The sequence below is a fragment of the Herbiconiux liukaitaii genome, from assembly GCF_041927495.1.
GTDB lineage: Bacteria > Actinomycetota > Actinomycetes > Actinomycetales > Microbacteriaceae > Herbiconiux > Herbiconiux liukaitaii.
In genome coordinates this window covers 197,097-217,146 of the sequence record NZ_JBHFHG010000003.1, presented here as the reverse complement: position 1 = coordinate 217,146, position 20,050 = coordinate 197,097, and the positions used below count along the sequence as shown (strand labels likewise).

Annotated in this window: 17 protein-coding genes, 1 tRNA gene and 1 pseudogene; 15 read left to right on the top strand and 4 right to left on the bottom strand. The window is 71.7% G+C overall.

Annotated elements, in window-relative coordinates; translation table 11 throughout:
* Positions 1-114: 114 nt before the first annotated feature.
* The 6 genes and pseudogenes from eno to ACEXQC_RS05395 all read left to right on the top strand — a co-directional run bounded on the left by eno (position 115) and on the right by ACEXQC_RS05395 (position 5,536).
* The gene (gene eno / locus ACEXQC_RS05420) at positions 115-1,395 is read left to right on the top strand and encodes a phosphopyruvate hydratase (protein WP_374819271.1); all 1,281 of its coding nucleotides are present in this window, start codon (positions 115-117) and stop codon (positions 1,393-1,395) included.
* 23 nt (positions 1,396-1,418) lie between these two features.
* Positions 1,419-1,973, top strand: a complete 555-nt coding sequence (locus ACEXQC_RS05415) for an FtsB family cell division protein (RefSeq protein WP_374819269.1) — start codon at positions 1,419-1,421, stop codon at positions 1,971-1,973.
* A complete protein-coding gene (locus ACEXQC_RS05410) occupies positions 1,970-2,485 on the top strand; it encodes a DUF501 domain-containing protein (RefSeq protein ID WP_374819268.1) in 516 nt (171 codons plus the stop codon). The genes ACEXQC_RS05415 and ACEXQC_RS05410 overlap by 4 nt, the downstream gene beginning before the upstream one ends.
* Positions 2,485-3,780 carry a S8 family peptidase gene (locus tag ACEXQC_RS05405; RefSeq protein WP_374819266.1) on the top strand — a complete coding sequence of 432 codons (1,296 nt, stop codon included), beginning with the start codon at positions 2,485-2,487 and terminating at the stop codon, positions 3,778-3,780. The genes ACEXQC_RS05410 and ACEXQC_RS05405 overlap by 1 nt, the downstream gene beginning before the upstream one ends.
* A 41-nt stretch (positions 3,781-3,821) precedes the next feature.
* Positions 3,822-5,222: pseudogene (locus ACEXQC_RS05400) on the top strand (NAD(P)/FAD-dependent oxidoreductase); the annotation flags it as partial.
* A gap of 240 nt (positions 5,223-5,462) precedes the next feature.
* A tRNA-Leu gene (locus tag ACEXQC_RS05395) sits at positions 5,463-5,536 on the top strand.
* A 10-nt stretch (positions 5,537-5,546) separates the two neighbouring features.
* On the opposite strand, the gene ACEXQC_RS05390 is transcribed toward ACEXQC_RS05395, so the two are convergent.
* Together ACEXQC_RS05390 and ACEXQC_RS05385 are read right to left on the bottom strand one after the other, a co-directional pair.
* A complete protein-coding gene (locus tag ACEXQC_RS05390; RefSeq protein WP_374819264.1) occupies positions 5,547-5,867 on the bottom strand; it encodes a hypothetical protein in 321 nt (106 codons plus the stop codon).
* Positions 5,868-6,046: 179 nt separating this feature from the next.
* Complete coding sequence (locus tag ACEXQC_RS05385) at positions 6,047-6,316, bottom strand: hypothetical protein (RefSeq protein WP_374819262.1); 270 nt, start codon at positions 6,314-6,316, stop codon at positions 6,047-6,049.
* 199 nt (positions 6,317-6,515) lie between these two features.
* Between ACEXQC_RS05385 and ACEXQC_RS05380 the strand changes: the two genes are divergently transcribed.
* Both ACEXQC_RS05380 and fgd read left to right on the top strand, forming a co-directional pair.
* Positions 6,516-6,890, top strand: coding sequence for a hypothetical protein (locus ACEXQC_RS05380; RefSeq protein WP_374819260.1), 375 nt, complete (start codon positions 6,516-6,518; stop codon positions 6,888-6,890).
* Positions 6,891-6,993: 103 nt separating this feature from the next.
* On the top strand, positions 6,994-8,004 hold the full coding sequence (gene fgd / locus ACEXQC_RS05375; protein ID WP_374819258.1) for a glucose-6-phosphate dehydrogenase (coenzyme-F420): 1,011 nt from the start codon (positions 6,994-6,996) through the stop codon (positions 8,002-8,004).
* A 298-nt stretch (positions 8,005-8,302) separates the two neighbouring features.
* On the opposite strand, the gene ACEXQC_RS05370 is transcribed toward fgd, so the two are convergent.
* Together ACEXQC_RS05370 and ACEXQC_RS05365 are read right to left on the bottom strand one after the other, a co-directional pair.
* The gene (locus tag ACEXQC_RS05370) at positions 8,303-9,019 is read right to left on the bottom strand and encodes a flavin reductase family protein (RefSeq protein ID WP_374819256.1); all 717 of its coding nucleotides are present in this window, start codon (positions 9,017-9,019) and stop codon (positions 8,303-8,305) included.
* Between the two features lie 234 nt (positions 9,020-9,253).
* Entirely contained in the window at positions 9,254-11,821 is a 2,568-nt protein-coding gene (locus tag ACEXQC_RS05365) for an Ig-like domain-containing protein (RefSeq protein WP_374819254.1), read from the bottom strand.
* A 293-nt stretch (positions 11,822-12,114) separates the two neighbouring features.
* On the opposite strand from ACEXQC_RS05365, the gene ACEXQC_RS05360 reads away from it, so the two are divergent.
* From ACEXQC_RS05360 to ACEXQC_RS05330, 7 genes are all read left to right on the top strand, one after another.
* Positions 12,115-13,029: a TetR/AcrR family transcriptional regulator gene (locus ACEXQC_RS05360; protein ID WP_374819252.1), complete on the top strand. Its 915-nt coding sequence runs from the start codon at positions 12,115-12,117 to the stop codon at positions 13,027-13,029.
* The gene (locus tag ACEXQC_RS05355; protein WP_374819250.1) at positions 13,026-14,396 is read left to right on the top strand and encodes an MFS transporter; all 1,371 of its coding nucleotides are present in this window, start codon (positions 13,026-13,028) and stop codon (positions 14,394-14,396) included. The genes ACEXQC_RS05360 and ACEXQC_RS05355 overlap by 4 nt, the downstream gene beginning before the upstream one ends.
* Positions 14,397-14,430: 34 nt before the next feature.
* Positions 14,431-15,756, top strand: a complete 1,326-nt coding sequence (locus ACEXQC_RS05350; protein ID WP_374819248.1) for an alanine racemase — start codon at positions 14,431-14,433, stop codon at positions 15,754-15,756.
* Entirely contained in the window at positions 15,753-17,066 is a 1,314-nt protein-coding gene (locus tag ACEXQC_RS05345; RefSeq protein WP_374819246.1) for a D-arabinono-1,4-lactone oxidase, read from the top strand. Before ACEXQC_RS05350 ends, ACEXQC_RS05345 begins: the two co-directional genes overlap by 4 nt.
* Positions 17,067-17,068: 2 nt before the next feature.
* Entirely contained in the window at positions 17,069-18,505 is a 1,437-nt protein-coding gene (locus ACEXQC_RS05340) for a glycoside hydrolase family 1 protein (protein WP_374819244.1), read from the top strand.
* Between the two features lie 92 nt (positions 18,506-18,597).
* Positions 18,598-19,164, top strand: coding sequence for a LemA family protein (locus ACEXQC_RS05335; RefSeq protein ID WP_374819242.1), 567 nt, complete (start codon positions 18,598-18,600; stop codon positions 19,162-19,164).
* Positions 19,165-19,173: 9 nt separating this feature from the next.
* Positions 19,174-20,046, top strand: a complete 873-nt coding sequence (locus ACEXQC_RS05330; RefSeq protein WP_374819240.1) for a M48 family metallopeptidase — start codon at positions 19,174-19,176, stop codon at positions 20,044-20,046.
* Positions 20,047-20,050: the final 4 nt, after the last annotated feature.

Here is a 20,050-nt window from a genome sequence, read left to right as displayed (position 1 = left end):
ACCCCGGGCATCGTTAGACTAGGGCGCGGCGGCTGCACGGTTCGGTGCGGGCTGCTGCCCGGGCGCGGTGCGTCCGCTCCTGGGGCTCTCGTACGTATGAGGAGAAAATCACCCGTGGCACTTATCGAAGCCGTTGGCGCTCGCGAAATCCTGGACTCCAGGGGCAACCCCACCGTCGAGGTCGAGGTTCTGCTCGACGACGGTGTCGTCTCCCGTGCCGCCGTTCCCTCCGGCGCCTCCACCGGCGCCTTCGAGGCGTACGAGCTCCGCGACGGCGACAAGGGCCGTTACCTCGGCAAGGGCGTGGAGAAGGCCGTCGACGCCGTCATCGACGAGATCGGCCCGGCGCTCGAGGGCTTCGACGCCACCGACCAGCGTCTCGTCGACGCCGCCATGATCGCGCTCGACGGCACCGACAACAAGAAGCGCCTCGGCGCCAACTCCATCCTCGGCGTCTCGCTCGCCGTGGCCCGTGCCGCCGCCGACTCCGCCGACCTGCCGCTCTTCCGCTACGTCGGTGGCCCCAACGCGCACACCCTGCCCGTGCCGCTCATGAACATCGTCAACGGTGGCGCGCACGCCGACACCGGCGTCGACATCCAGGAGTTCATGGCCGTGCCGCTCGGTGCCGAGAGCTTCTCCGAGGCCCTCCGCTGGGGTGTCGAGACCTACCACTCGCTCAAGTCGCTGCTCAAGTCGAAGGGCCTCTCCACGGGCCTCGGCGACGAGGGCGGCTTCGCCCCCGAGCTGCCCAACAACCGCGAGGCGCTCGACTTCATCCTCGAGGCCATCACCCAGGCCGGCTTCACCCCCGGCAAGGACATCGGGCTCGCGCTCGACGTGGCGGCATCCGAGTTCTACGACAACGGTTCGTACACCTTCGAGGGCACGCAGCGCTCCTCCGAGGAGATGACCGCCTACTTCGCCGACCTCGTGGCGAACTACCCGCTGGTCTCCATCGAGGACCCGCTGAACGAGGACGACTGGGCCGGCTGGGCGCACCTCACCTCCGAGCTCGGCTCGAAGGTGCAGATCGTGGGAGACGACCTGTTCGTCACCAACCCCACGCGTCTCGCCGAGGGCATCACCAAGGGCACCGGCAACTCGATCCTCGTGAAGGTCAACCAGATCGGCACGCTCACCGAGACGCTCGACGCGGTCTCGCTCGCGCAGCGCTCCGGAATGACCGCCATCCTCTCGCACCGCTCCGGTGAGACCGAGGACACCACGATCGCCGACCTCGCGGTCGCCGTCGACGCCGGTCAGATCAAGACCGGTGCGCCTGCCCGCAGCGAGCGCGTGGCGAAGTACAATCAGCTGCTGAGGATCGAAGAAGAGCTCGCCGAGGCCGCCGTGTACGCCGGCCGTGGCGCGTTCCCCCGCTTCTCCGCCTAGGAGATCCGATCAGAGGCAGCATCATGCGGCAGCGTCCACCAGCACCCACGGGTCGCGGCACCGGTTCCGGCCGTGCCGCCCGGGTGCCGGTGGCGCTGCCGCAGAGCGCTGCCGCGGGTGCCGGCTGGCTCCGCAGCATCCGCTTCTCGGGCTTCACTGTGCTCATGTTCCTCGTGATCGTGATGTTCGTGGTCATCATCGCGCCCGGCCTCCGCGTCTACGTCGAGCAGCGTCAGCAGCTCGCAGCGCTCCAGGCCGAGGTCGAGGCACGCGGCGAGGAGAACGACCAGCTCACCTCCGAGATCGCCCGCTGGAGCGACCCCGCCTACATCAAGGCCGAGGCCCGCGACCGCCTCTACTACGTCATGCCGGGCGAGACGAGCTTCCTCGTGATCGACGACCAGCAGGTGGCCGACGAGAGCACCGGCGGCGTGAGCGACACCATCACCACCACGAAGGTCGACTGGCTCTCGTCTCTCTTCGCCTCCGGCATGACCGCTGGGCTCTCCGATGCCACGCCCGAGCAGCTCGAGACCGACGGCACGGTGGCGCCGGCCGGCGAAGGGGTTGCACCGTGAGCACCCCTCCCTTCGAGCCCGCCACCGAGCACGACCTCGCCGTGGCCTCCGCCCAGCTCGGTCGCCCCGTGCGCAACGTGCTCGGCATCGCCGCGCGCTGCGTCTGCGGCAACCCCACGGTGGTGGCCACCGCGCCCCGGCTGGCCGACGGCACACCCTTCCCCACCCTCTACTACCTGTCGCACCCTGCCGCGACGGCCGCGATGAGCGACCTCGAGGCCGACCACATCATGGTGGAGCTGCAGGATTCGCTGGCCGACGAGGATCTCTCCGCGGCCTACCACGCCGCCCACGCCGCCTACCTCGCCGACCGTTCGCAGTTCGGTGAGGTCGACGAGATCGCCGGCATCTCGGCGGGTGGCATGCCCGTGCGGGTCAAGTGCCTGCACGCCCTCGCGGCCCACTCGCTGGCCGCCGGCCCCGGGGTCAACCCGATCGGCGACCTCGCCCTCGAGCGCGGCGACTGGTCGCCCTCCGTGTGCGAGTGCGTCGACTACGCGATCGAGGCCTGATGCGCATCCGGCGCTCGGTCATGGTGATGGGATCGCTCGCCGTGGCGAGCGCCCTCGTGCTCGCGCCGATCGGCGGGCTCGAGGCGGCCCGCGCCGACTCGATCCGCGACATGGAGTACTGGCTCAGCGACTACGGCTTCCGCGACGCGTGGGACACCACGCAGGGCGAAGGCGCCACCGTGGCGGTCATCGACACGGGTGTCGACGGCAGCGTGCGCGAACTGCAGGGCGCCGTGGTCGACGGTGCCGACTTCTCGGGCGCGGGATCGCCTGACGGCCAGACCCCGGTGGGGGAGAGCCCCGAGCACGGCACCATGGTGGCGTCGCTCATCGCGGGCCGTGGCACGTCGTTCGGCAGCGGTGTGATCGGGGTGGCCCCCGAGGCCTCGCTGCTCTCGCTCTCGGTCGACCTCGGCGAGGGCTCGGTGGGCTCCGACGAGCAGATCGCCGAGGCCGTGCGCTGGGCGGTCGACCACGGCGCCGACGTCATCAACATGTCGCTCACCCGCAACAGCCTCGACTGGCCGGAGAGCTGGGACGACGCGTTCTCCTACGCCTTCGACAACGACGTGGTGGTCGTGGCGGCGGCCGGCAACCGGGGGAGCGGCACCACCGAGGTCGGCGCGCCCGCCACCATCCCGGGGGTCGTCACCGTCGCCGGTGTCGACCAGGCGGGGGAGGCGAGCCAGGATTCGTCGTCGCAGGGCATCACCATCGCGGTCGCGGCGCCGAGCGAGCAGCTCGTGGGTGTGGTGCCGGGCGGCGGCTACGTGCTCTGGGGCGGCACCTCGGGGGCGGCGCCCCTCGTGAGCGGTCTCGCGGCACTCGTGCGATCCGCCTACCCCGATCTCGACGCGGCCAACGTGATCAACCGGGTCATCGCCACCGCCACGCCGAAGGGCGACCCGGTTCCCGGCCCCATCTACGGGTACGGCCTCATCGATGCGGAGGCCGCCATGACGGCCACCGTGGATCCCGTCGCGGCCAACCCCATCGGCGACCTGGCGGCCTGGATCGCCACCTACCGGCCCTCGTCCAGCACCACATCGCTCGAGAGCCTCGTGATCCCGGCCCCGGCGGAGGGGCCCGCAGGTGAGGTGGGCGAGGATCCCGGCGGGTCGGGCGACGCGAGCGGATCCGGCGAGGCGGCCGGTGACCCCGGTTCCGAGGGCGCTGGGGTGTACGATGTCATTCACTGGGCGGTGCCGCTGGGGCTCTTGCTCGGGTTCCTCATCTTGATGGCGACGTTCGCTCTAGGGGCGGTCTCGCATTTCAGGGGTCTGCTCCGCAAGTAGTAGCCTGTGTCCAGGCCCTGTACTGAGGAGATCGTTTCACTGTGCCCAAGATCCTTATCGTCGGCGGCGGCTACGCCGGTTTCTACACCGCTTGGAAGCTCGAGAAGTGGCTCCGATCCGGTGAGGCCGAGGTCACGGTCGTCGACCCGCTGCCGTACATGACGTACCAGCCGTTCCTCCCCGAGGTCGCCGCAGGTGCCATCGAGCCGCGTCATGCGGTGGTGGGCCTCCGTCGTCACCTCAAGAAGACTCGCGTCGTCGCGGCGAAGGTCACGGCTGTCGACCACTCGACGAAGACGGCCACCATCACCCCCGAGCTCGGTGAGCCGTGGGAGGAGTCGTACGACCAGATCGTGGTCACGGCCGGCGCCGTCTCGCGCACCTTCCCCATCCCCGGTGTGGCCGACAACGCGATCGGTCTGAAGACCATCGAGGAGGCGACCGCCATCCGCGACCGCATCCTCACGAACTTCGACAAGGCGGCCACGCTGCCCCCCGGCCCCGAGCGCACGCGACTGCTCACGGTCGTGGTGGTCGGCGGCGGGTTCGCCGGCATCGAGGTCTTCGCCGAGCTGCGCTCGTTCGTGTCGGCGCTCATCAAGAGCTACCCCGAGATCTCGTTCGAAGACACGCACTTCCACCTCATCGAGGCGATGGGCCGCATCATGCCCGAGGTGAGCCTGCCCACCTCGCTCTGGGTCATCAAGAACCTCGCCGAGCGCGGCGCCCAGGTGCACCTCGACACGCAGCTCAAGTCGGCCGTCGACGGCGTGGTGGAGCTCTCCACCGGCGAGTCGTTCGAGAGCGACGTCATCGTGTGGACCGCCGGCGTCATGGCGACCCCCGACATCAAGAACTACAACCTCCCCATCGAGGAGCGCGGGCGCCTGCGTGTGCGCGCCGACATGCGGGTCGAGGGCGACGACGGCATCGTCGAGGGCGCCTGGGGTGCCGGCGACGTGGCAGCCGTGCCCGACCTCACGGGTGGTGGCGTCGGTGGCTTCTGCGTGCCGAACGCCCAGCACGCGGTGCGTCAGGGCAAGCTGCTCGCCAAGAACATCGTGGCCGACCTGCGCGGCGAGGGTGTCAAGGACTACTTCCACAAGAACATGGGTGCCGTGGCCGGTCTCGGCCTGGGCATCGGCGTGTTCCAGTCGGGCAAGCTGGCGATCAAGGGCCTCCCGGCCTGGTTCGCCCACCGCGGTTACCACGGTCTGGCCATGCCCTCCTGGGAGCGCAAGATCCGCGTCATCGTGGGCTGGGTGAACAACTTCTTCCTCGGTCGCGACAACGTCTCGCTCGAGGCCCGCGTGCACCCGCGCCGTGCCTTCGAGGAGTTCGCGGCGCGGCCCAAGTCGGCTCCCGCCACGGCGTCGACTCCGGCTGCAGCTGCGGCACCGAGCAAGCCGGCGAACGCCGAGCTGCCTGGTTCGTACTCCTCCGAGCCCGCCACGACGGCCGAGGTGAACGGCGTGGCCGCCACCGACTCCGCGCCCGACGCGCCCAAGGCGAAGGCTACGAAGCCCCGCACAAAGTCCACTGGGAAGGCGGCCCCGGCGGGGAAGGGGTCACCATCCGCCGTCCTCGTGGCCCGCGCCGCGCATCCGCCCCTCCCGGGCTCCGGATGCGCGGCGCGGTCGTTCACGGCCCGGCCGGCGCGCTCCGGGTACCATGAGGCACTCGCCCCCATAGCCCAACCGGCAGAGGCAGACGACTTAAAATCGTTTCAGTGAGGGTTCGAATCCCTCTGGGGGTACCTGGCAGTGTCAGCGCGGGGTGAACCTGCCGGACACTCCCGAATCGGGATCCTCCTCGGTGGAGTAGGTCCAGCCCTCCCACTCGTCGCCATCGACGATGCTCACGGCCGAATACGGGGAGCCGGTCACTTCGAGCAGGCACTCCAGCTTGCCGGTGTCCCATTCGAGTTCCGCGCTCACGGAGGAGTCCTTGAGCCACAGCGAGCCGGTCCGATCGTCCTCGGCACACGTGTCGTAGGCGGCCTGTGCCGCCTCGCTGTCCCCGGCGCACCCCGCGAGCAGAAGAACCCCCGCAACCGCTGCCGCAGCCCCCACCACTGATCGCCTCACCGCTTACCCCCTCGGTACTGGTCCGCTGAGCCTACCCAATCCAATCCGGTTCGAGGGGGCGCTCCGAATCACGGATGCCTTGCCGGGCCACGCGTGGGGAGTGGTCCGGCAGGGTGTTCTCTCGGCGGGTGGCCGGTGCCGGTGGCGGCGGCGGGCGGGTCGCGGGCCTCGGGTGGCCATCAGCGGCGCTGCACGTCCAGGGCGGCCGGGATCGTCGAGGTGATGGCGAGGCGGTGGCAGGCCACTGCCGCGTCGTCGAGCTCGAGGTAGTAGCCGTCGCCGATGAGGCGGCGGGGCTCCTGGTAGGTCACCGCACGCCACCGCGACACTGGTGCACCCTCGAGGCGCAGGTCGACCCAGCGGATGATGGCGAACGGCTCCTTCGTGCCGGGTTTCGGGTAGTAGAACTCGATCGGCAGGATGCTCTGAACGGGGTGCCAGGCGGGCAACGGCGTGTCCTCTCGAAGGGTCTCTCGTCGTGGCGCCGGCCCGCGCATGCCGACACTAACGCGGGCCTCGGACACTCGCGGCGGTATGCGGGTCGACCGAGCATCCGATGGGCTCCGTAGTCTCTCGGTAGTGCTCCGGAGGGGTTGAGGACATAAGGTGAGGGGTCGGACGACCACCGATGACCCGGGGGCCCCGCTCATGAGCAAGGGAACGACGCAGCTCGACGCATCCCATCAGGGCCTGACGACGGTGGGCCTGTTCGACGCCGATCCGGGTGTCCTGGCCGAACGGGCAGAGACCCTGTCGCACACCCCCGGCGTCGACCTTCGCATCACGGCCGGGTCGCTCGGGCAGATGCTCACGAACCCCGCCTTCCCCACCGACGTCGTGATCGTGCAGCAGCGGGCGGGCGAACGGGTCTCGATCAACTACAAGGTCCGGGTGTGCCGGCTCGCGGATGCGCGCGTCATCGTGGTCTCGAGCTGCGAGGAGTCGGGGCTCGCGAGCGACGTGGGGCTGCTCATGACGCCTGTGGCGTCGTTCGACGAGGCTCTGGCGCTCCTCCAGGCCTGAGAGCCCGTGTCTGCGGGCCCCGTGTCTTCGGGCCGCTGTCGGTGGCATCCGTAGAATGGATGCACGGGCCGAGGGTCGGCGCGGAGCAGAGGATCATCCAGGCATGAGCACTCCCATCAGGTTCGGCTACAAGGCATCGGCGGAGCAGTTCGGCCCGAGCGAGCTGCTCGAGTACGGCGTGCTCGCCGAGAAGGTCGGCTTCGACTCGATCTTCGTCTCCGACCACCTCCAGCCCTGGAACCATGAGGGCGGCCACGCTCCCGCCGCCATGCCGTGGCTCGGGGCCCTCGGTGCGCGCACGGAGAAGATCATCATGGGCACGAGCGTGCTCACCCCCACGTTCCGCTACCACCCGGGAGTCATCGCCCAGGCGTTCGGCACGCTCGGCGTGCTCTACCCGGGCCGCGTCATCCTCGGTGTCGGCACCGGTGAGGCGCTCAACGAGGTGGCGCTCGGCATCCCGTGGCCCGAGGTGAAGGAGCGGTTCGCGCGCCTCAAAGAGGCCATCCAGCTCATCGAGCAGCTGTGGAGCGAGGATCGGGTGACCTTCGAGGGCCAGTTCTATCAGACCGAGAACGCCACCATCTACGACCGCCCCGAGACCCCGGTGCCCATCTACATCGGTGCCGCGGGCCCGGCCGCCACGCGTCTCGCGGGCCGCATCGCGTCCGGGTTCATCACGACCTCAGGCAAGAAGCGCGAGCTCTACACCGAGACGCTGCTGCCAGCGCTCGCGGAGGGCATCGAGAAGGGCGGGCGCGCCGAGGGCGAGGTCGACACGCTCATGGAGATGAAGGTGTCGTTCGATCACGACCGTGAGAGGGCGCTGCAGGACACGCGGTACTGGGCGCCGCTGGCTCTCACGCCCGAGGAGAAGATGGGCGTCGAGGATCCGATGGAGATGCAGCGGCTCGCCGACGAGCTGCCCATCGAGCGGGCGGCGTCGCGGTGGATCGTGTCGACCGATCCCGACGAGCACGTGGAGCGCATCAACGAGTACATCGCGCTCGGATTCCGCCACCTGGTGTTCCACGGGCCCGGTGCCGACCAGAAGCGGTTCCTCGAGCTCTACGGCGCCGAGATCCTCCCGCGCCTCCGCGCCCAGCACGGCTGACCCGCTCTCCGCGCGGACAACGACGAACGTCGCGCCCTCCGGCCCTTATTCGGGCCCAGTCGGCGCGACGTTCGACTTTGTCCGCGTTCAGGAGTGCACACCTCGCGACCACCGGGCTCGTGGAGGGGTCGGAGGCCGCGGGGGATGCGACTCTGAACCGCGGCGGCGCCGATGGCGGGCCCGCCTGCGTGGGGGGCCTGTCTGCGTGGCGGGCCTGCCTGCGTGGCGAGCCCGCCTGCGTGGCGGGCCTGCCTGCGCGGCGAGCCCGGCTGCGCGGCGGGCTGGGCCGCGGGCGGGCTCAGTTGATCTTGGAGTGGTCGCCGAGGCGGTGCCAGGTGCGGTTGTGGTAGACGAGGGGCTCGGCCTCGCGCGCGTCGGCGGAGGGATCGCCCGCGGGCGGCGCGTGGGTCTCGAGGGCCTGCACGGCCACGACGGTCGATCCGCCCGCGTCCATGGTGTTGACCACTCGGCCGCGGATCCACGCGTGCGCGGCCGGGAAGTACGGCTCGCCGGTGGGCAGTCGGCGCCAGATGGAGGTGTCGGCGAAGCGGTCGATGCCGCTCGTGGCGCCGAGCTTGGCGATGTCGATCTGCGCGGCGCCGAGCAGGTGCACCACCACGGTGTCGGCCCGACGGATGGTGGGGGTCGACGACGAGAGCTCCGACACGGAGAACACGAGCAGCGGCGGCGCCACACTCACCGAGAACACCGAGGTGGCGGTGAGGGCGACGGGGCCGTCGCCGGCGTCGGCCGTGATGACGGCGACTCCGGCGGGGTGGTTGCGGAAGGCGGCCTTGAAGTCGTCGGGGGTGACCGTGGCGGCGAGCGGGTGCTCGATGAGGGAGTGGCCGCCCGCGGGGCTGCTGCCATCGACGCTGCTGCTGTGGGCGCTCTTGCTGGGGGCGCTGCTGCTGGGGGCGCTGCTGCCGTCGGCTCGGCCAACGTCGGCCCTGGCGCCGCCGGGCGTCTCGTCGTTCCGATCGCGGTCGTCGGGTGCTGTCTGCGCGTTCGTCATGAGCCGATCCTAAGACGATCAGATCGACACCCGCCCCTCCGGCCCACCCGCGAGTCAAACGGCGTCACAGAAGCCGTGCACTGCGCGTCGTCGTCGACTCCTGCGTGTCGCCACCTGCGTGGGACGTAACGGTGGAGGTGCGTGGGACCGACGCCGTATACCGCGTCGGTGTCGCTCGGATCTACCGTTGCACGGCGCGAGGGCGAGCGCACCCGGCGTGTCGGGTGTCGACGGTCAGTCGTCGTCGGCGGTCGCGACGAACCGCTGCCACACCCAGACCGAGACGCAGAGGGCCGCGCATCCGAGCATCACGAGCGCGAGGGGCACCAGGCCGCCGCCGGCCGCGAGCTCCGTGAGCGACGGCACGAACAGCATCGTGAGCGAGGCGAACGAGGCGAGCGCGAGCAGCAGCCACGTGGCCGGCGACCACTCGAGGATGCGACGCCCGCTCGTGCGACCCACGGGCACGAGCAGCAGCGACGCCGACCCGAACGCGGCGAGCACGACGGTGTGCAGCAGCTCCGATCCGCCGACCGCCCAGAACGCCTGCGGTCCCGCGGCGTCCACGAGCCCCGAGGCCGCCCACGCGACCCCGCCCACCACCACGAGCACGATCACCTGCACAGTCGCGAGCCGCCCCCACGCGTGCCGCTCCAGCAGAGGGCTGCGAGTGGGTGCGGCGCGGGCCGCGCGCCGCGCGGACGAGCTGAGCCGAGCCACCTCGGTGGCGGGAACCGCCAGGGCGAGGCCGGCGACGAGGCCGAAGACGAGCGCCGGCTCGACCTCGGCCACTCGCGAGACGAGAGCGAAGGCCGCCGAGACGAGCAGCAGTGCGGGCCGCAGGCGGACCGTGGAACGGATGCCGAACGCGGCACGAGCGAGCACCGCGGGCAGCACGGTGGCCGCGACGTTCACGACGACGACGGCGGCCACGACCGAGACGAAGAGCCGCAGGTAGGCCGGCTCGTTGGCCACGGGCCCGGAGAGCGTGACGATCGCGGCGGAGGCCAGCAGCGCCGCCGCCCGTGTGGCCCAGGGCCCGACCTGCACGTCGGGCGCCCTCTCGAACTCCTCGCCGACCCGGTTGCGCCCCAGAACCCGCCCAATCAGCACCGGCCCGGTCCCCGTTGAAACACCCCGGCCCCACCCGCCACCCGTCGAGGCACCCAGCCCGGATCCGGTCTGCGTGAAGGCTCCCTGGTCGAATCCGGTCGCCGTCGTAGCGCCCAGGGCGGATCCGGTCTGCGGGAAGGTGGCTCGGGTGGATCCGGTGGGCGCCAAGGCTCCGGGGTGCGATCCGGTGGCCGATGCCGATGCCGATGCCGATGCCGAGGTACGTGCCGGGGTCGGTGGGGGCGACGCCGGGCGGATGGGCTGGGGATGGGCGGGCTTCGGGGTGGGGCGGAGGGCTTTCTCGAGGAGGCGGGCCGGGAGTGCCACGAGCAGGAGCGCGGCTGCGGCCAGCACGAGCGCCACCCACCACAGCGGGGCCGCCGCCGATCCGAACGCGGGCTGCAACGAGGCCGAGAACGACGTGGCGTTCGACCAGCTGTCGGGGATCGTGACGACAGGCCCCGAGGCAGATCCGCCGCCGGGCTCACCCGATCCGCTGCCCGAGCCCGTAGACCCGCCAGACCCGGGAGCGCCCGACCCCGGAGCCTCGGTGCCCGTCTCGCCCGAGCCTGCTTCACCGGCCCCCGAGTCGCCGGATCCGCCCGACCCAGGTGCGCCCGATCCGGAGCCACCCTGCGTCGCCCCAGGCGCGGGCACAGCACCACCCGGCGAGGTCGGCGTGGTCGCCCCACCCGTCGGCCGCGGGGTGGGCGTGCCCGCGGCGAAGGTCATGACCAGCGCGCCCGACTGCACACTCACGTTGCCGGCCGCATCCTGCTGCAGCACCGCGAGGTTGTAGGTGCCCGCGGGCACGGTACCGGCCCGGCACGACCACGCGCCCCCGCTCGCGACGGCCGCATCGCACAGCATGTGCGCACCCGCGAAGACGGAGACGGTGGCGCCGCCCTCGCCGAGGCCGCTGAACACAGCGCCCGTGAGCGGCAGCGTGCCCCGCGCGGACGGCGACTGCAGCACGGGAGCCGACGGCACCGTGGCATCGACGGTGATGGCGATCGGGGCACTCGCGGGGGAGTCGCCGTCGCTCCATTCCGTGGACTGGGTGGCCGAGACGAGGTGGTCGCCGTCGGTGATGCCGTCGCCGAGCGGGCACGACCAGGCTCCCGAGGTGTCGGCGGTGGAGGTGCAGCCGAAGCCGCTCGCGGTGGCCGACACCGTGGCTCCCGGATACGCCGAGCCCTGCACGACCGCGTTGGTGAGGGCGCCGCGCGGCCCGCCTGTCACGACGGGGGCGGTGAGGATGCGCACGGTCACCGTGGCGTCGGCCGTTCCGCCACCGGGGAGGAGGGCGACGGCGCGCACAGTAGTGGAGGGGGTGCTCTCGAGATCGGAGAGGTCGCAGGTGAAGGCACCGTCGGCGTCGGCGGTGACGATGCAGGCGGGTTCGGTGGATCCGCCGACCTGGATCTGCACGCTCGATCCCGGCTGCGCGGTGCCGGAGACGGTGGCGGTGCCGTCGAGCTGAGCGCCGTCGGCGGGCGAGCTGAGGATGGTGGGGGCCAGATCGGGCTCGGGGCTTTCGCTGGGTGGCGGCGTGGGAGCCGCCGAGTCGGGCGCCGGCGCCGGCGCGGGCTCCGGCGCGGGCACCTCGACCGCCCCCCGGAGCACCACGGCCCCGGCGGCTGGGGCAGCAACGGCGGGGGCTGCTGCGAGCGGGAGGATCGCGAGCATGCCGATCGCCAGGAGCGCTACTGCGAGGGCGGGGACTCGGGCGCTGGGCCGGGGCGCGGCCCGCGGGCGGGATCGGCTCGGTGCGGCGTCGCGCGGCCGCGACGCCGGCTCACCACGCTCCCGCTGCGATCCCGACACCGCGTCCCATTCACGCAGACGCCGCCGATGATTCCAAGCCCGGGTGCGGCGTTTCCGATGAAATTCGGAGACGACCGTGGACGCCGGGCCCCCGCTCGGGCATACTGACGCAACTGGGTCGTCTGACCCAGTCGGGCGGGTGGGGGAGCGAGCCGATGACTCGGATGCCGGTGGGGGAACGCCGCGAGCGACTGCTCGCCGCCGCGTTCGCGGTGATCGCCAGGGTCGGGGTGGCGGGCGCGACCACACGCGCGGTCGTGGACGAGGCGGGCATGAAGCTCGCGAGCTTCCACTACGCCTTCACCTCGCGCGAAGAGCTGCTCGCCGAGCTGGTGGAGGACGTGGTGGGGGGCCAGGAGGCCGTTCTCCAGCTCGACTCGGCCGCCGGGAGCTCGCTCGAGGAGGTGCTCGCCGAGGGCCTGCGCCGCTACTTCGACGGCGTGCGCGCCGACCCGGCCCGCGAGCGCGCCATGTTCGAGCTCACCCAGTACGCCCTGCGCACCGAGGGCATGCAGGCGCTCGCCGCCCAGCAGTACGCGAGCTACCGCCGCCTCGCCGCCGACGCGCTCGCCGAGGCGGCCTCCCGCACCGGATGCACGTGGCCGGGGGGCACCGACACCCCCGCCGCGCACCTCGTGGCCCTCACCGACGGCATCACCCTCGCCTGGCTAGCCGACATCGCCGCCGCCGACCCCCCGCTCCCCACCACCAGCACCCCCGCCCCCAGCACCCCCGCCCCCAGCACCCCCGCCCCCAGCACCCCCGCGCCCGGCACCCCCGCGCCATCAGCCGCGACCTCGCCATCCGCCGCGACCTCGCCACCCACCGCGGCCCCGACCGCCATCGCGACCTCCGTGCTCACGCCCAGTTCCGCCCCGCCTTCCACCTCCGCCGCGAACCCCGGCCGGCGCGAGGCCGACGCGCGTGCCGACGCGGGGCTCGCGTTCGCCGCCCGCGCCCTCGCCGCCGAGGCAGTGGTGACCGGCCCCGCCCCCATCCCGGCCCATCAGACGGCCGTCCCCACCGAGCCCGGCGCGGGCGCGGCACACAGAGAGGTGGCAGCGCGATGAGCGAGCCCGTTCCCGGCGCACAACCCGGTGCCACCTCCGGCCCCGCCGGCCGCCCCGGCCCCGCCGGCGGTCCCGGCGCCACCTCCCGCGCAACCAGCGGCGGCGGCGCCACCGGCCCCACCAGCGGCGAAGCCACCGAGCCCGTGCGGAGGGTCGGGGGCGCGTGGATCGCGCTCTTCGGCACCGCGTGGCTCGGCGTGTGGATGGCGCAGCTCACTCCCGTGCAGCTCCTCCTCCCGCTGCAGGTCGAAGCCCGCCTCGACACCGCCCAGTGGACAGACTCCGTCGTCGCGTTCGGCATCATCTCCGCCATAGCCGGCGCCTTCGCCCTCGTGACCTTCCCCGTCACGGGCGCCCTCTCCGACCGCACCACCTCCCGCTTCGGCCGCCGCCGCCCCTGGATCGCCGCCGGCACCCTGCTCTTCGCCGTCTCCCTCGTGCTGCTCGGCCTGCAGCACGACCTCGTGCTCATGGGCGTGTTCTGGAGCCTCGCCATCATCGGCTTCTGTGTGCTCTCCGCCGCCCTCACCGCCCTGCTCTCCGACCAGGTGCCCGTGCACCAGCGCGGCCTCGCCTCGAGCTTCATCTCGGCACCCCAAGCCGTGGGCCTCATCCTCGGCGTGCTGCTCGCCACCACCCTCTTCACCGGCCAGCTGCTCGGCTACTCCGCCGTCGCCGTGCTGCTCGTCATCCTCGTCGCCCCGTTCTGCCTCTGGGTTCCGGATGCCCCCTCCCGAACCGCGAAGGCCCGCGAGCCGCTGACCCTCCGCACCCTCATCGAGGGCTTCTGGGTGAGCCCCCGCACCCACCCCGACTTCGGCTGGACCCTGCTCAGCCGCGTGCTCGTCAACATCGGCAACGCCCTCGGTACCACCCTGCTGCTGTACTTCCTCATGTTCGGGCTCAACGATCCGAACGCCGAGGACGACCTGCTCGTGCTCATCGTCATCTACACGGTCTTCGTGGTGATCGCCTCGATCGTGGCCGGCACGCTCTCCGACCGCCTGGGCCGCCGCCGCGTCTTCGTGCTCGCGGCCGCGGTGCTGCAGGCGATCGCCGCCCTGCTGCTCGCCTTCGTGCCCGATCTCACCGTCACCATGGTGGCCGCCGCCATCCTGGGGCTCGGCTACGGCTCGTTCCTCTCGGTCGACCAGGCCCTCGCCACCCAGGTGCTCCCGGATCCGGACTCCCGCGGCAAGGATCTCGGCATCATGAACATCGCCACCGCCGTGCCCCAGGCGATCGCACCCCTCGTGGGCGCCGCGGTCGTGACGTGGATCGGCGGCTTCCCGGGGCTCTTCCTCGCCTCCGCCCTCTTCGGCTTCGCGGGCGCCATCGCCGTCTCGCGCGTGCGGAGCGTGCGATGACCCCGCATCCCACCCCCGATCGGAGCACCACCCGATGACCGGACTCGACCTCTCCCGCACCCCCGCGCATCCGCTCGCCTGGCGCGACGAGCAGCGCTACTGGCGGAGCCTCACCCACGCCACAGCCGACCTCGAGCCCCCCGTGGCGGTCATCGGCCTCGAGGCGCTCGTGCACAACGCCCGTTCGATGCTCGAGCGGGCCAGCGGGCGGCCCATCCGCGTGGCGAGCAAGTCGGTGCGCGTGCGGGCGGTGCAGGATGCGGTGCTCGCCCTGCCCGGGTACGCCGGCATCCTCGCGTACACCCTCCCCGAGGCCCTCTGGCTGAGCGACCGCGCAGCCGAGACGGACGCTGGCACAGCCGCCGCAGGCACAGCGACCGCCGGCCCCACCCGCTCAGCCCCCGGCCCCCTCGACATCGTGGTCGGCTACCCTACGGCCGACCGCCACGCCCTCCGCGAGCTCGCCGCCGACGAGCGCCGAGCAGCCTCCATCACCCTCATGATCGACTCCCGAGCCCACCTCGACCTCATCGACGCCGCCGTGCCCCCGGGCGGGAGGCCGCCCCTCCGCGTGGCGATCGAGCTCGACTCCGCCTTCACCGCCCCCGCCCTCGGCCGCCTCGGCGTGTGGCGCTCACCCATCGCGACCGTCGACGACGCCACGGCACTGGCCCGTGAGGTGCTCCGCCGCCCGGGCTTCACCCTCGTGGGCATGATGGCGTACGAGTCCCAGATCGCGGGCGTGGGCAACCGCCCCACGGGCAACCCGCTCGTGCGGAGGGCGATGGGCCGGGTCATCGACGCCATGCAGGCCGGATCGATCCGCGAGCTCGCTGAGCGCCGCGGCGCCGTCGTGGCTGCCGTGCGGGCCCTCGCCCCGCTCGAGTTCGTGAACGGGGGAGGCACGGGCTCCCTCGAGTCCACGAGCGCCGACCCCTCCGTCACCGAGATCGCGGCCGGATCGGGCCTGCTCGGCGGCCACCTCTTCGACACCTACTCCCGGTTCCGCCCCGCTCCCGCGGCGGCCTTCGCGCTGCCCGTGGTGCGCAAGCCCCGGGCCGACATGGCGACCCTGCTCGGCGGCGGCTGGATCGCCTCCGGCCCGCCCGCGCCGGACAGGCTGCCCCAGATCGTCTGGCCCCGCGCGGTCGAGATGCAGCCCCGCGAGATGGCGGGCGAGGTGCAGACCCCGCTCTCGGGCCGGGGCGCCGCTGCCCTCGCCGTGGGCGACCGGGTGTGGCTCAGGCACACCAAGTCGGGCGAGCTCTCCGAGCACGTCGACGAATTCGTGGTGGTGTCGGATGGCGAGGTCGTCGACGTGGTGCCGACCTACCGCGGCGAGGGGAAGGCGTTCCTGTGACGGCATCGAACGGCACGTGGACCAACTGGGCGCGCACCGAGACGGTGCAGCCGGTGCGCGTGGAGCGCCCTGGCAGCATCGGCGCCGTGCAGCGGGCCGTCACGGCCGCCGCCCGTTCGGGCCTCAGGGTGAAGGCAGTCGGCGCCGGCCACAGCTTCACGGGCATCGCGGTGGCCACCGGTGTGCTGCTCGAGCTCGACGACCTCACCGGCATCGTGTCGGTCGACCGCGATCGAGGGCGGGTCACCCTGCTCGCGGGCACCCGCCTGCACCAGCTGCCCCGACTGCTGCGCCCCTACGAGCTCGCGCTCGCCAACATGGGTGACATCGACCGGCAGTCCATCTCGGGCGCGATCTCCACGGGCACCCACGGCACGGGCACGGCCTTCGGCGGCATCGCCACCCAGGTGGTCGGCATCACGCTCGTGACCGCCGAGGGCGAGCTCCGCCGCATCGACGAGGAGAACGAGCCCGAGCTGCTCCCCGCCGCCGCCCTCTCGCTCGGCGCCCTCGGCATCATCGTGGAGGTGACGCTGCAGTGCGTGCCCGCGTTCGCCCTCGAGGCGGTGGAGCGCCCGCTGCCCCTCAACGAGGTCATCGGCGACCTGCACGGCCACGCCACCGCCACGGACCACTTCGAGTTCTACTGGTTCCCCGGCACCACGACGGCGGTCACCAAGAGCAACCGCCGCCTCCCCGCCGACACCGAGCTCGCCCCGCTCGGCAGGGCCCAGGCGTTCCTCGACGACACCCTCCTGGCCAACGGCGTCTACCGCGTCACGTGCGCGGCCGGTCGCCTCGCTCCCGCCATCGTGCCGACGGTCAACCGGCTCGCCGAGCGGCTCTGGTCGCACCGCACCTACTCCGACCACTCGCATCGTGTGTTCGCGACCTCCCGCACCGTGCGCTTCCGCGAGATGGAGTACGCTCTCCCCGCCGAGGCGGTTCCCGAGGCGCTGCGGGCCATCGATGCCCTCATCACCGAGCGGGGCTGGCGCATCTCCTTCCCCATCGAGGTGCGGCAGGCCGCCGCCGACGACCTGTGGCTCTCCACCGCCACGGGCCGGGAGACCGGCTACATCGCGGTGCACCGCTACCACCGCGAAGACCACACCGAGTACTTCGAAGCCGTCGAGGAGATCATGGACACGCACAGGGGCAGGCCCCACTGGGGCAAGCTGCACACGAAGAGCGCAGCCGAGCTGGCGGGGCTCTACCCGCGGCACGCCGACTTCGTGGCCCTCCGCGACGCGGCCGATCCCGAGCGCCTGTTCACCAACGCCTACCTCGCCCGCGTGCTGGGGGAGTGAGCGTGCGATCCCCCGAGGAGCGCCGCGAGTTCGCCCGCGACCTCGCCTCGCGCCTGCCCGACGGCTTCGTGCTCGGCACCGCCACGAGCGCCTTCCAGATCGAGGGCGGCACCCACGAGGGCGGCCGCGGCGAGTCGGTGTGGGATGCGTTCACCACCCAGCCCGGCCGCATCGTCGACGGCTCGACGGCCGATCGCGCCGCCGACCACCTGCACCGCATGCCGGAGGACGTCGCGCTCCTCCGCGACCTCGGCGCCGACGCGTACCGCTTCTCGTTCTCATGGCCGCGCCTGCAGCCCGAGGGCCGCGGCGCCCTGCGCCAGGAGGGCCTCGACTTCTACCGCCGCCTGCTCGACGGCCTCGACGACGCCGGTGTGAGCACCTTCGCCACGCTCTTCCACTGGGACACGCCCACCGAGCTGCCGGGCGGCTGGTTCAACCGCGACACGGCGCTGCGCTTCGGCGACCTCGCCTTCGCCCTGGGCGAGGAGTTCGGCGACCGGATCGGCCACTGGGCCACCCTTAACGAGCCCGCGACCGTCACACTGCAGGGCTACGCGCTGGGTGTGCACGCGCCGGGCGCCACCCGCCTGTTCAATGCGCTGCCCGCGGCCCACCACCTGCTCGTGGGGCACGGTGTCGCCGTGCAGGCACTGCGAGCAGCGGATGTGCGGGGCCAGGTGGGCATCGTCAACGTGCACTCGCCCGTGGTGGCCGCCACGGCCGACGAGCCCGACGTGGTGTTCGCCGAGCTGTTCGACCTGCTGCACAACCGGCTCTTCGCCGATCCGGTGCTGCTCGGCCGCTATGCGGAGCCCTCCGAGGGCTTCGCGCCGCTCTTCGGGGCCATCCTCGACGCGGATCCGGCCGACCTCGCCCTCATCTCGCAACCGCTCGACTTCTACGGCCTCAACTACTACATGCCCACGCGCATCGCGGCGGGGTCGGGTGGCTCGGCCAACCCGGATGGGGCGTCGTCTGCCATGGCGAAGCTGCCGTTCCACCTCGAGCCGTGGCCCGAGTTCGACCGCACGGGCTTCGGCTGGCCCATCGCCCCCGAGTTCCTCGGCACCGCCCTCGACGAGATCGCCGAGCGCTACGGCGACGTGCTGCCGCCCGTGTACATCACCGAGAACGGCGCGAGCTTCCCCGACCTCGTGGAGCTCGACGAGCACGACGGCACACCCTTCGTGGCCGACGGGCGACGCATCGACTACCTCGCCGAGCACCTCGACGCCGCCGTGCGGGCCGTGTCGGGCGGCGGCCCGGCCTCCGCCATCGACCTGCGCGGCTACTTCGCCTGGTCGCTGCTCGACAACTTCGAGTGGGCGGCGGGGTTCACGCAGCGGTTCGGACTCGTGCACGTGGACTTCGACGACTTCACGCGCACGCCGAAGGACTCCTACCGCTGGTTCCGGCTGCTGGCCGAATCGCGGTAGGCGACCGATCGCATCGGTCGCCGGGTCGCGGTAGCTGGGAGAGCACCCCGCGGCCCCTGAACGACACCCGTCGGATCGCTATACTCGGGGCCATGGAATGGCTGATCCCGGTACTCATCGTCGTCGCACTCGTCGTCATCATCGGCATCTACCTGTGGGCGACCTACAACTCGCTCGTCTCGCTCAAGGTGCGGGTCGACGAGGCGTGGAGCGACATCACCGTGCAGCTCAAGCGCCGGGCCGATCTGCTGCCCAACCTGATCGAGTCGGTCAAGGGCTACGCGGCACACGAGAAGGCCGTCTTCGAGAACGTCACGAAGGCACGCGCCGAGACTCTCGGGGCCCAGGGGCCCGCCGAGGCGTCGGTCGCCGAGAACCACATGCAGAACGCGCTCAAGAGCATCTTCGCGGTCGCCGAGGCGTACCCCCAGCTGCAGGCCAGCCAGAACTTCCTGCAGCTGCAGGCCGAGATCGTCGACACCGAAGACAAGGTGCAGGCCTCGCGCCGCTTCTACAACGGTGGTGTACGCGAGCTCAACACCAAGATCCAGCAGTTCCCCAACAACGTCTTCGCCCGCCGCCTCGGCTTCACCGAGCGCGAGTTCTTCGAGGTCTCCGACGTGGCGGCCATCGCCGAGCCGCCGCGCGTGCAGTTCTAGAACCGGTCCATGTATCGCGCCATAGCCAAGAACAAGCGCAACACGGTCATCATCATCGCGCTGTTCCTGCTGATCATCGGTGGGCTCGGCTGGCTCGCCAGCTACGTCTACGGCAACCTCACGATCGTGATCATCACGGTCGTCGTGGCCATCGTCTACGCGCTCATCCAGTACTTCGCGGCGAGCGGTCAGGCCCTCGCCGTGAGCGGCGCCCGGCAGATCGAGAAGCGCGACAACCCGCGGCTCTACCGCGTGGTCGAGAACCTCTCGATCGCCTCAGGCATGCCCATGCCGAAGGTCTACATCATCGATGATCCGGCACCCAACGCCTTCGCCACGGGTCGCGATCCCGAGCACGCCGTCGTGGCCGCCACCACGGGCCTCCTCGCCATCATGGACGACTCGGAGCTCGAGGGCGTCATGGCGCACGAGCTCGGCCACGTCAAGAACTACGACATCCGGGTGTCGATGATCGTCTTCGGTCTCGTGGTGGCGGTGGGCTTCGTGGCCGACCTGCTGCTGCGGCTCACGCTCTTCGGGCGCGGCAACAACAACGCCAACCCGATCATGATGGTGTTCGGCCTCATCGCCATCATCATCGCCCCGCTTATCGCCACGGTCGTCCAGCTCGCCGTCTCCCGCCAGCGCGAGTACCTGGCGGATGCGACGGGCGCCATGACCACGAGGCACCCGGATGCGCTCGCGAGCGCCCTCGAGAAGCTCGCCGCCTACGGGCGCCCCATGCTGCGGCAGTCGTCGTCGATGTCGCACATGTGGATCTCGGACCCGATGAAGCCCGGCATCATGGACAAGCTCTTCTCGACCCACCCGCCGCTGCCGGAGCGCGTCGAGCGCCTGCGCACGATGGGCGGCTCGTTCTAGTTGC

Excerpts from the sequence above, each read along its gene's own strand:
- ACEXQC_RS05370 (WP_374819256.1), bottom strand. The coding sequence starts at position 9,019 with ATGACGAACGCGCAGACAGCACCCGACGACCGCGATCGGAACGACGAG.
- ACEXQC_RS05330 (WP_374819240.1), top strand. The coding sequence starts at position 19,174 with ATGTATCGCGCCATAGCCAAGAACAAGCGCAACACGGTCATCATCATC.
- ACEXQC_RS05380 (WP_374819260.1), top strand. The coding sequence starts at position 6,516 with ATGAGCAAGGGAACGACGCAGCTCGACGCATCCCATCAGGGCCTGACG.
- ACEXQC_RS05355 (WP_374819250.1), top strand. The coding sequence starts at position 13,026 with ATGAGCGAGCCCGTTCCCGGCGCACAACCCGGTGCCACCTCCGGCCCC.
- ACEXQC_RS05350 (WP_374819248.1), top strand. The coding sequence starts at position 14,431 with ATGACCGGACTCGACCTCTCCCGCACCCCCGCGCATCCGCTCGCCTGG.
- ACEXQC_RS05360 (WP_374819252.1), top strand. The coding sequence starts at position 12,115 with ATGACTCGGATGCCGGTGGGGGAACGCCGCGAGCGACTGCTCGCCGCC.
- ACEXQC_RS05365 (WP_374819254.1), bottom strand. The coding sequence starts at position 11,821 with ATGCTCGCGATCCTCCCGCTCGCAGCAGCCCCCGCCGTTGCTGCCCCA.
- ACEXQC_RS05335 (WP_374819242.1), top strand. The coding sequence starts at position 18,598 with ATGGAATGGCTGATCCCGGTACTCATCGTCGTCGCACTCGTCGTCATC.
- ACEXQC_RS05415 (WP_374819269.1), top strand. The coding sequence starts at position 1,419 with ATGCGGCAGCGTCCACCAGCACCCACGGGTCGCGGCACCGGTTCCGGC.
- fgd (WP_374819258.1), top strand. The coding sequence starts at position 6,994 with ATGAGCACTCCCATCAGGTTCGGCTACAAGGCATCGGCGGAGCAGTTC.
- ACEXQC_RS05405 (WP_374819266.1), top strand. The coding sequence starts at position 2,485 with ATGCGCATCCGGCGCTCGGTCATGGTGATGGGATCGCTCGCCGTGGCG.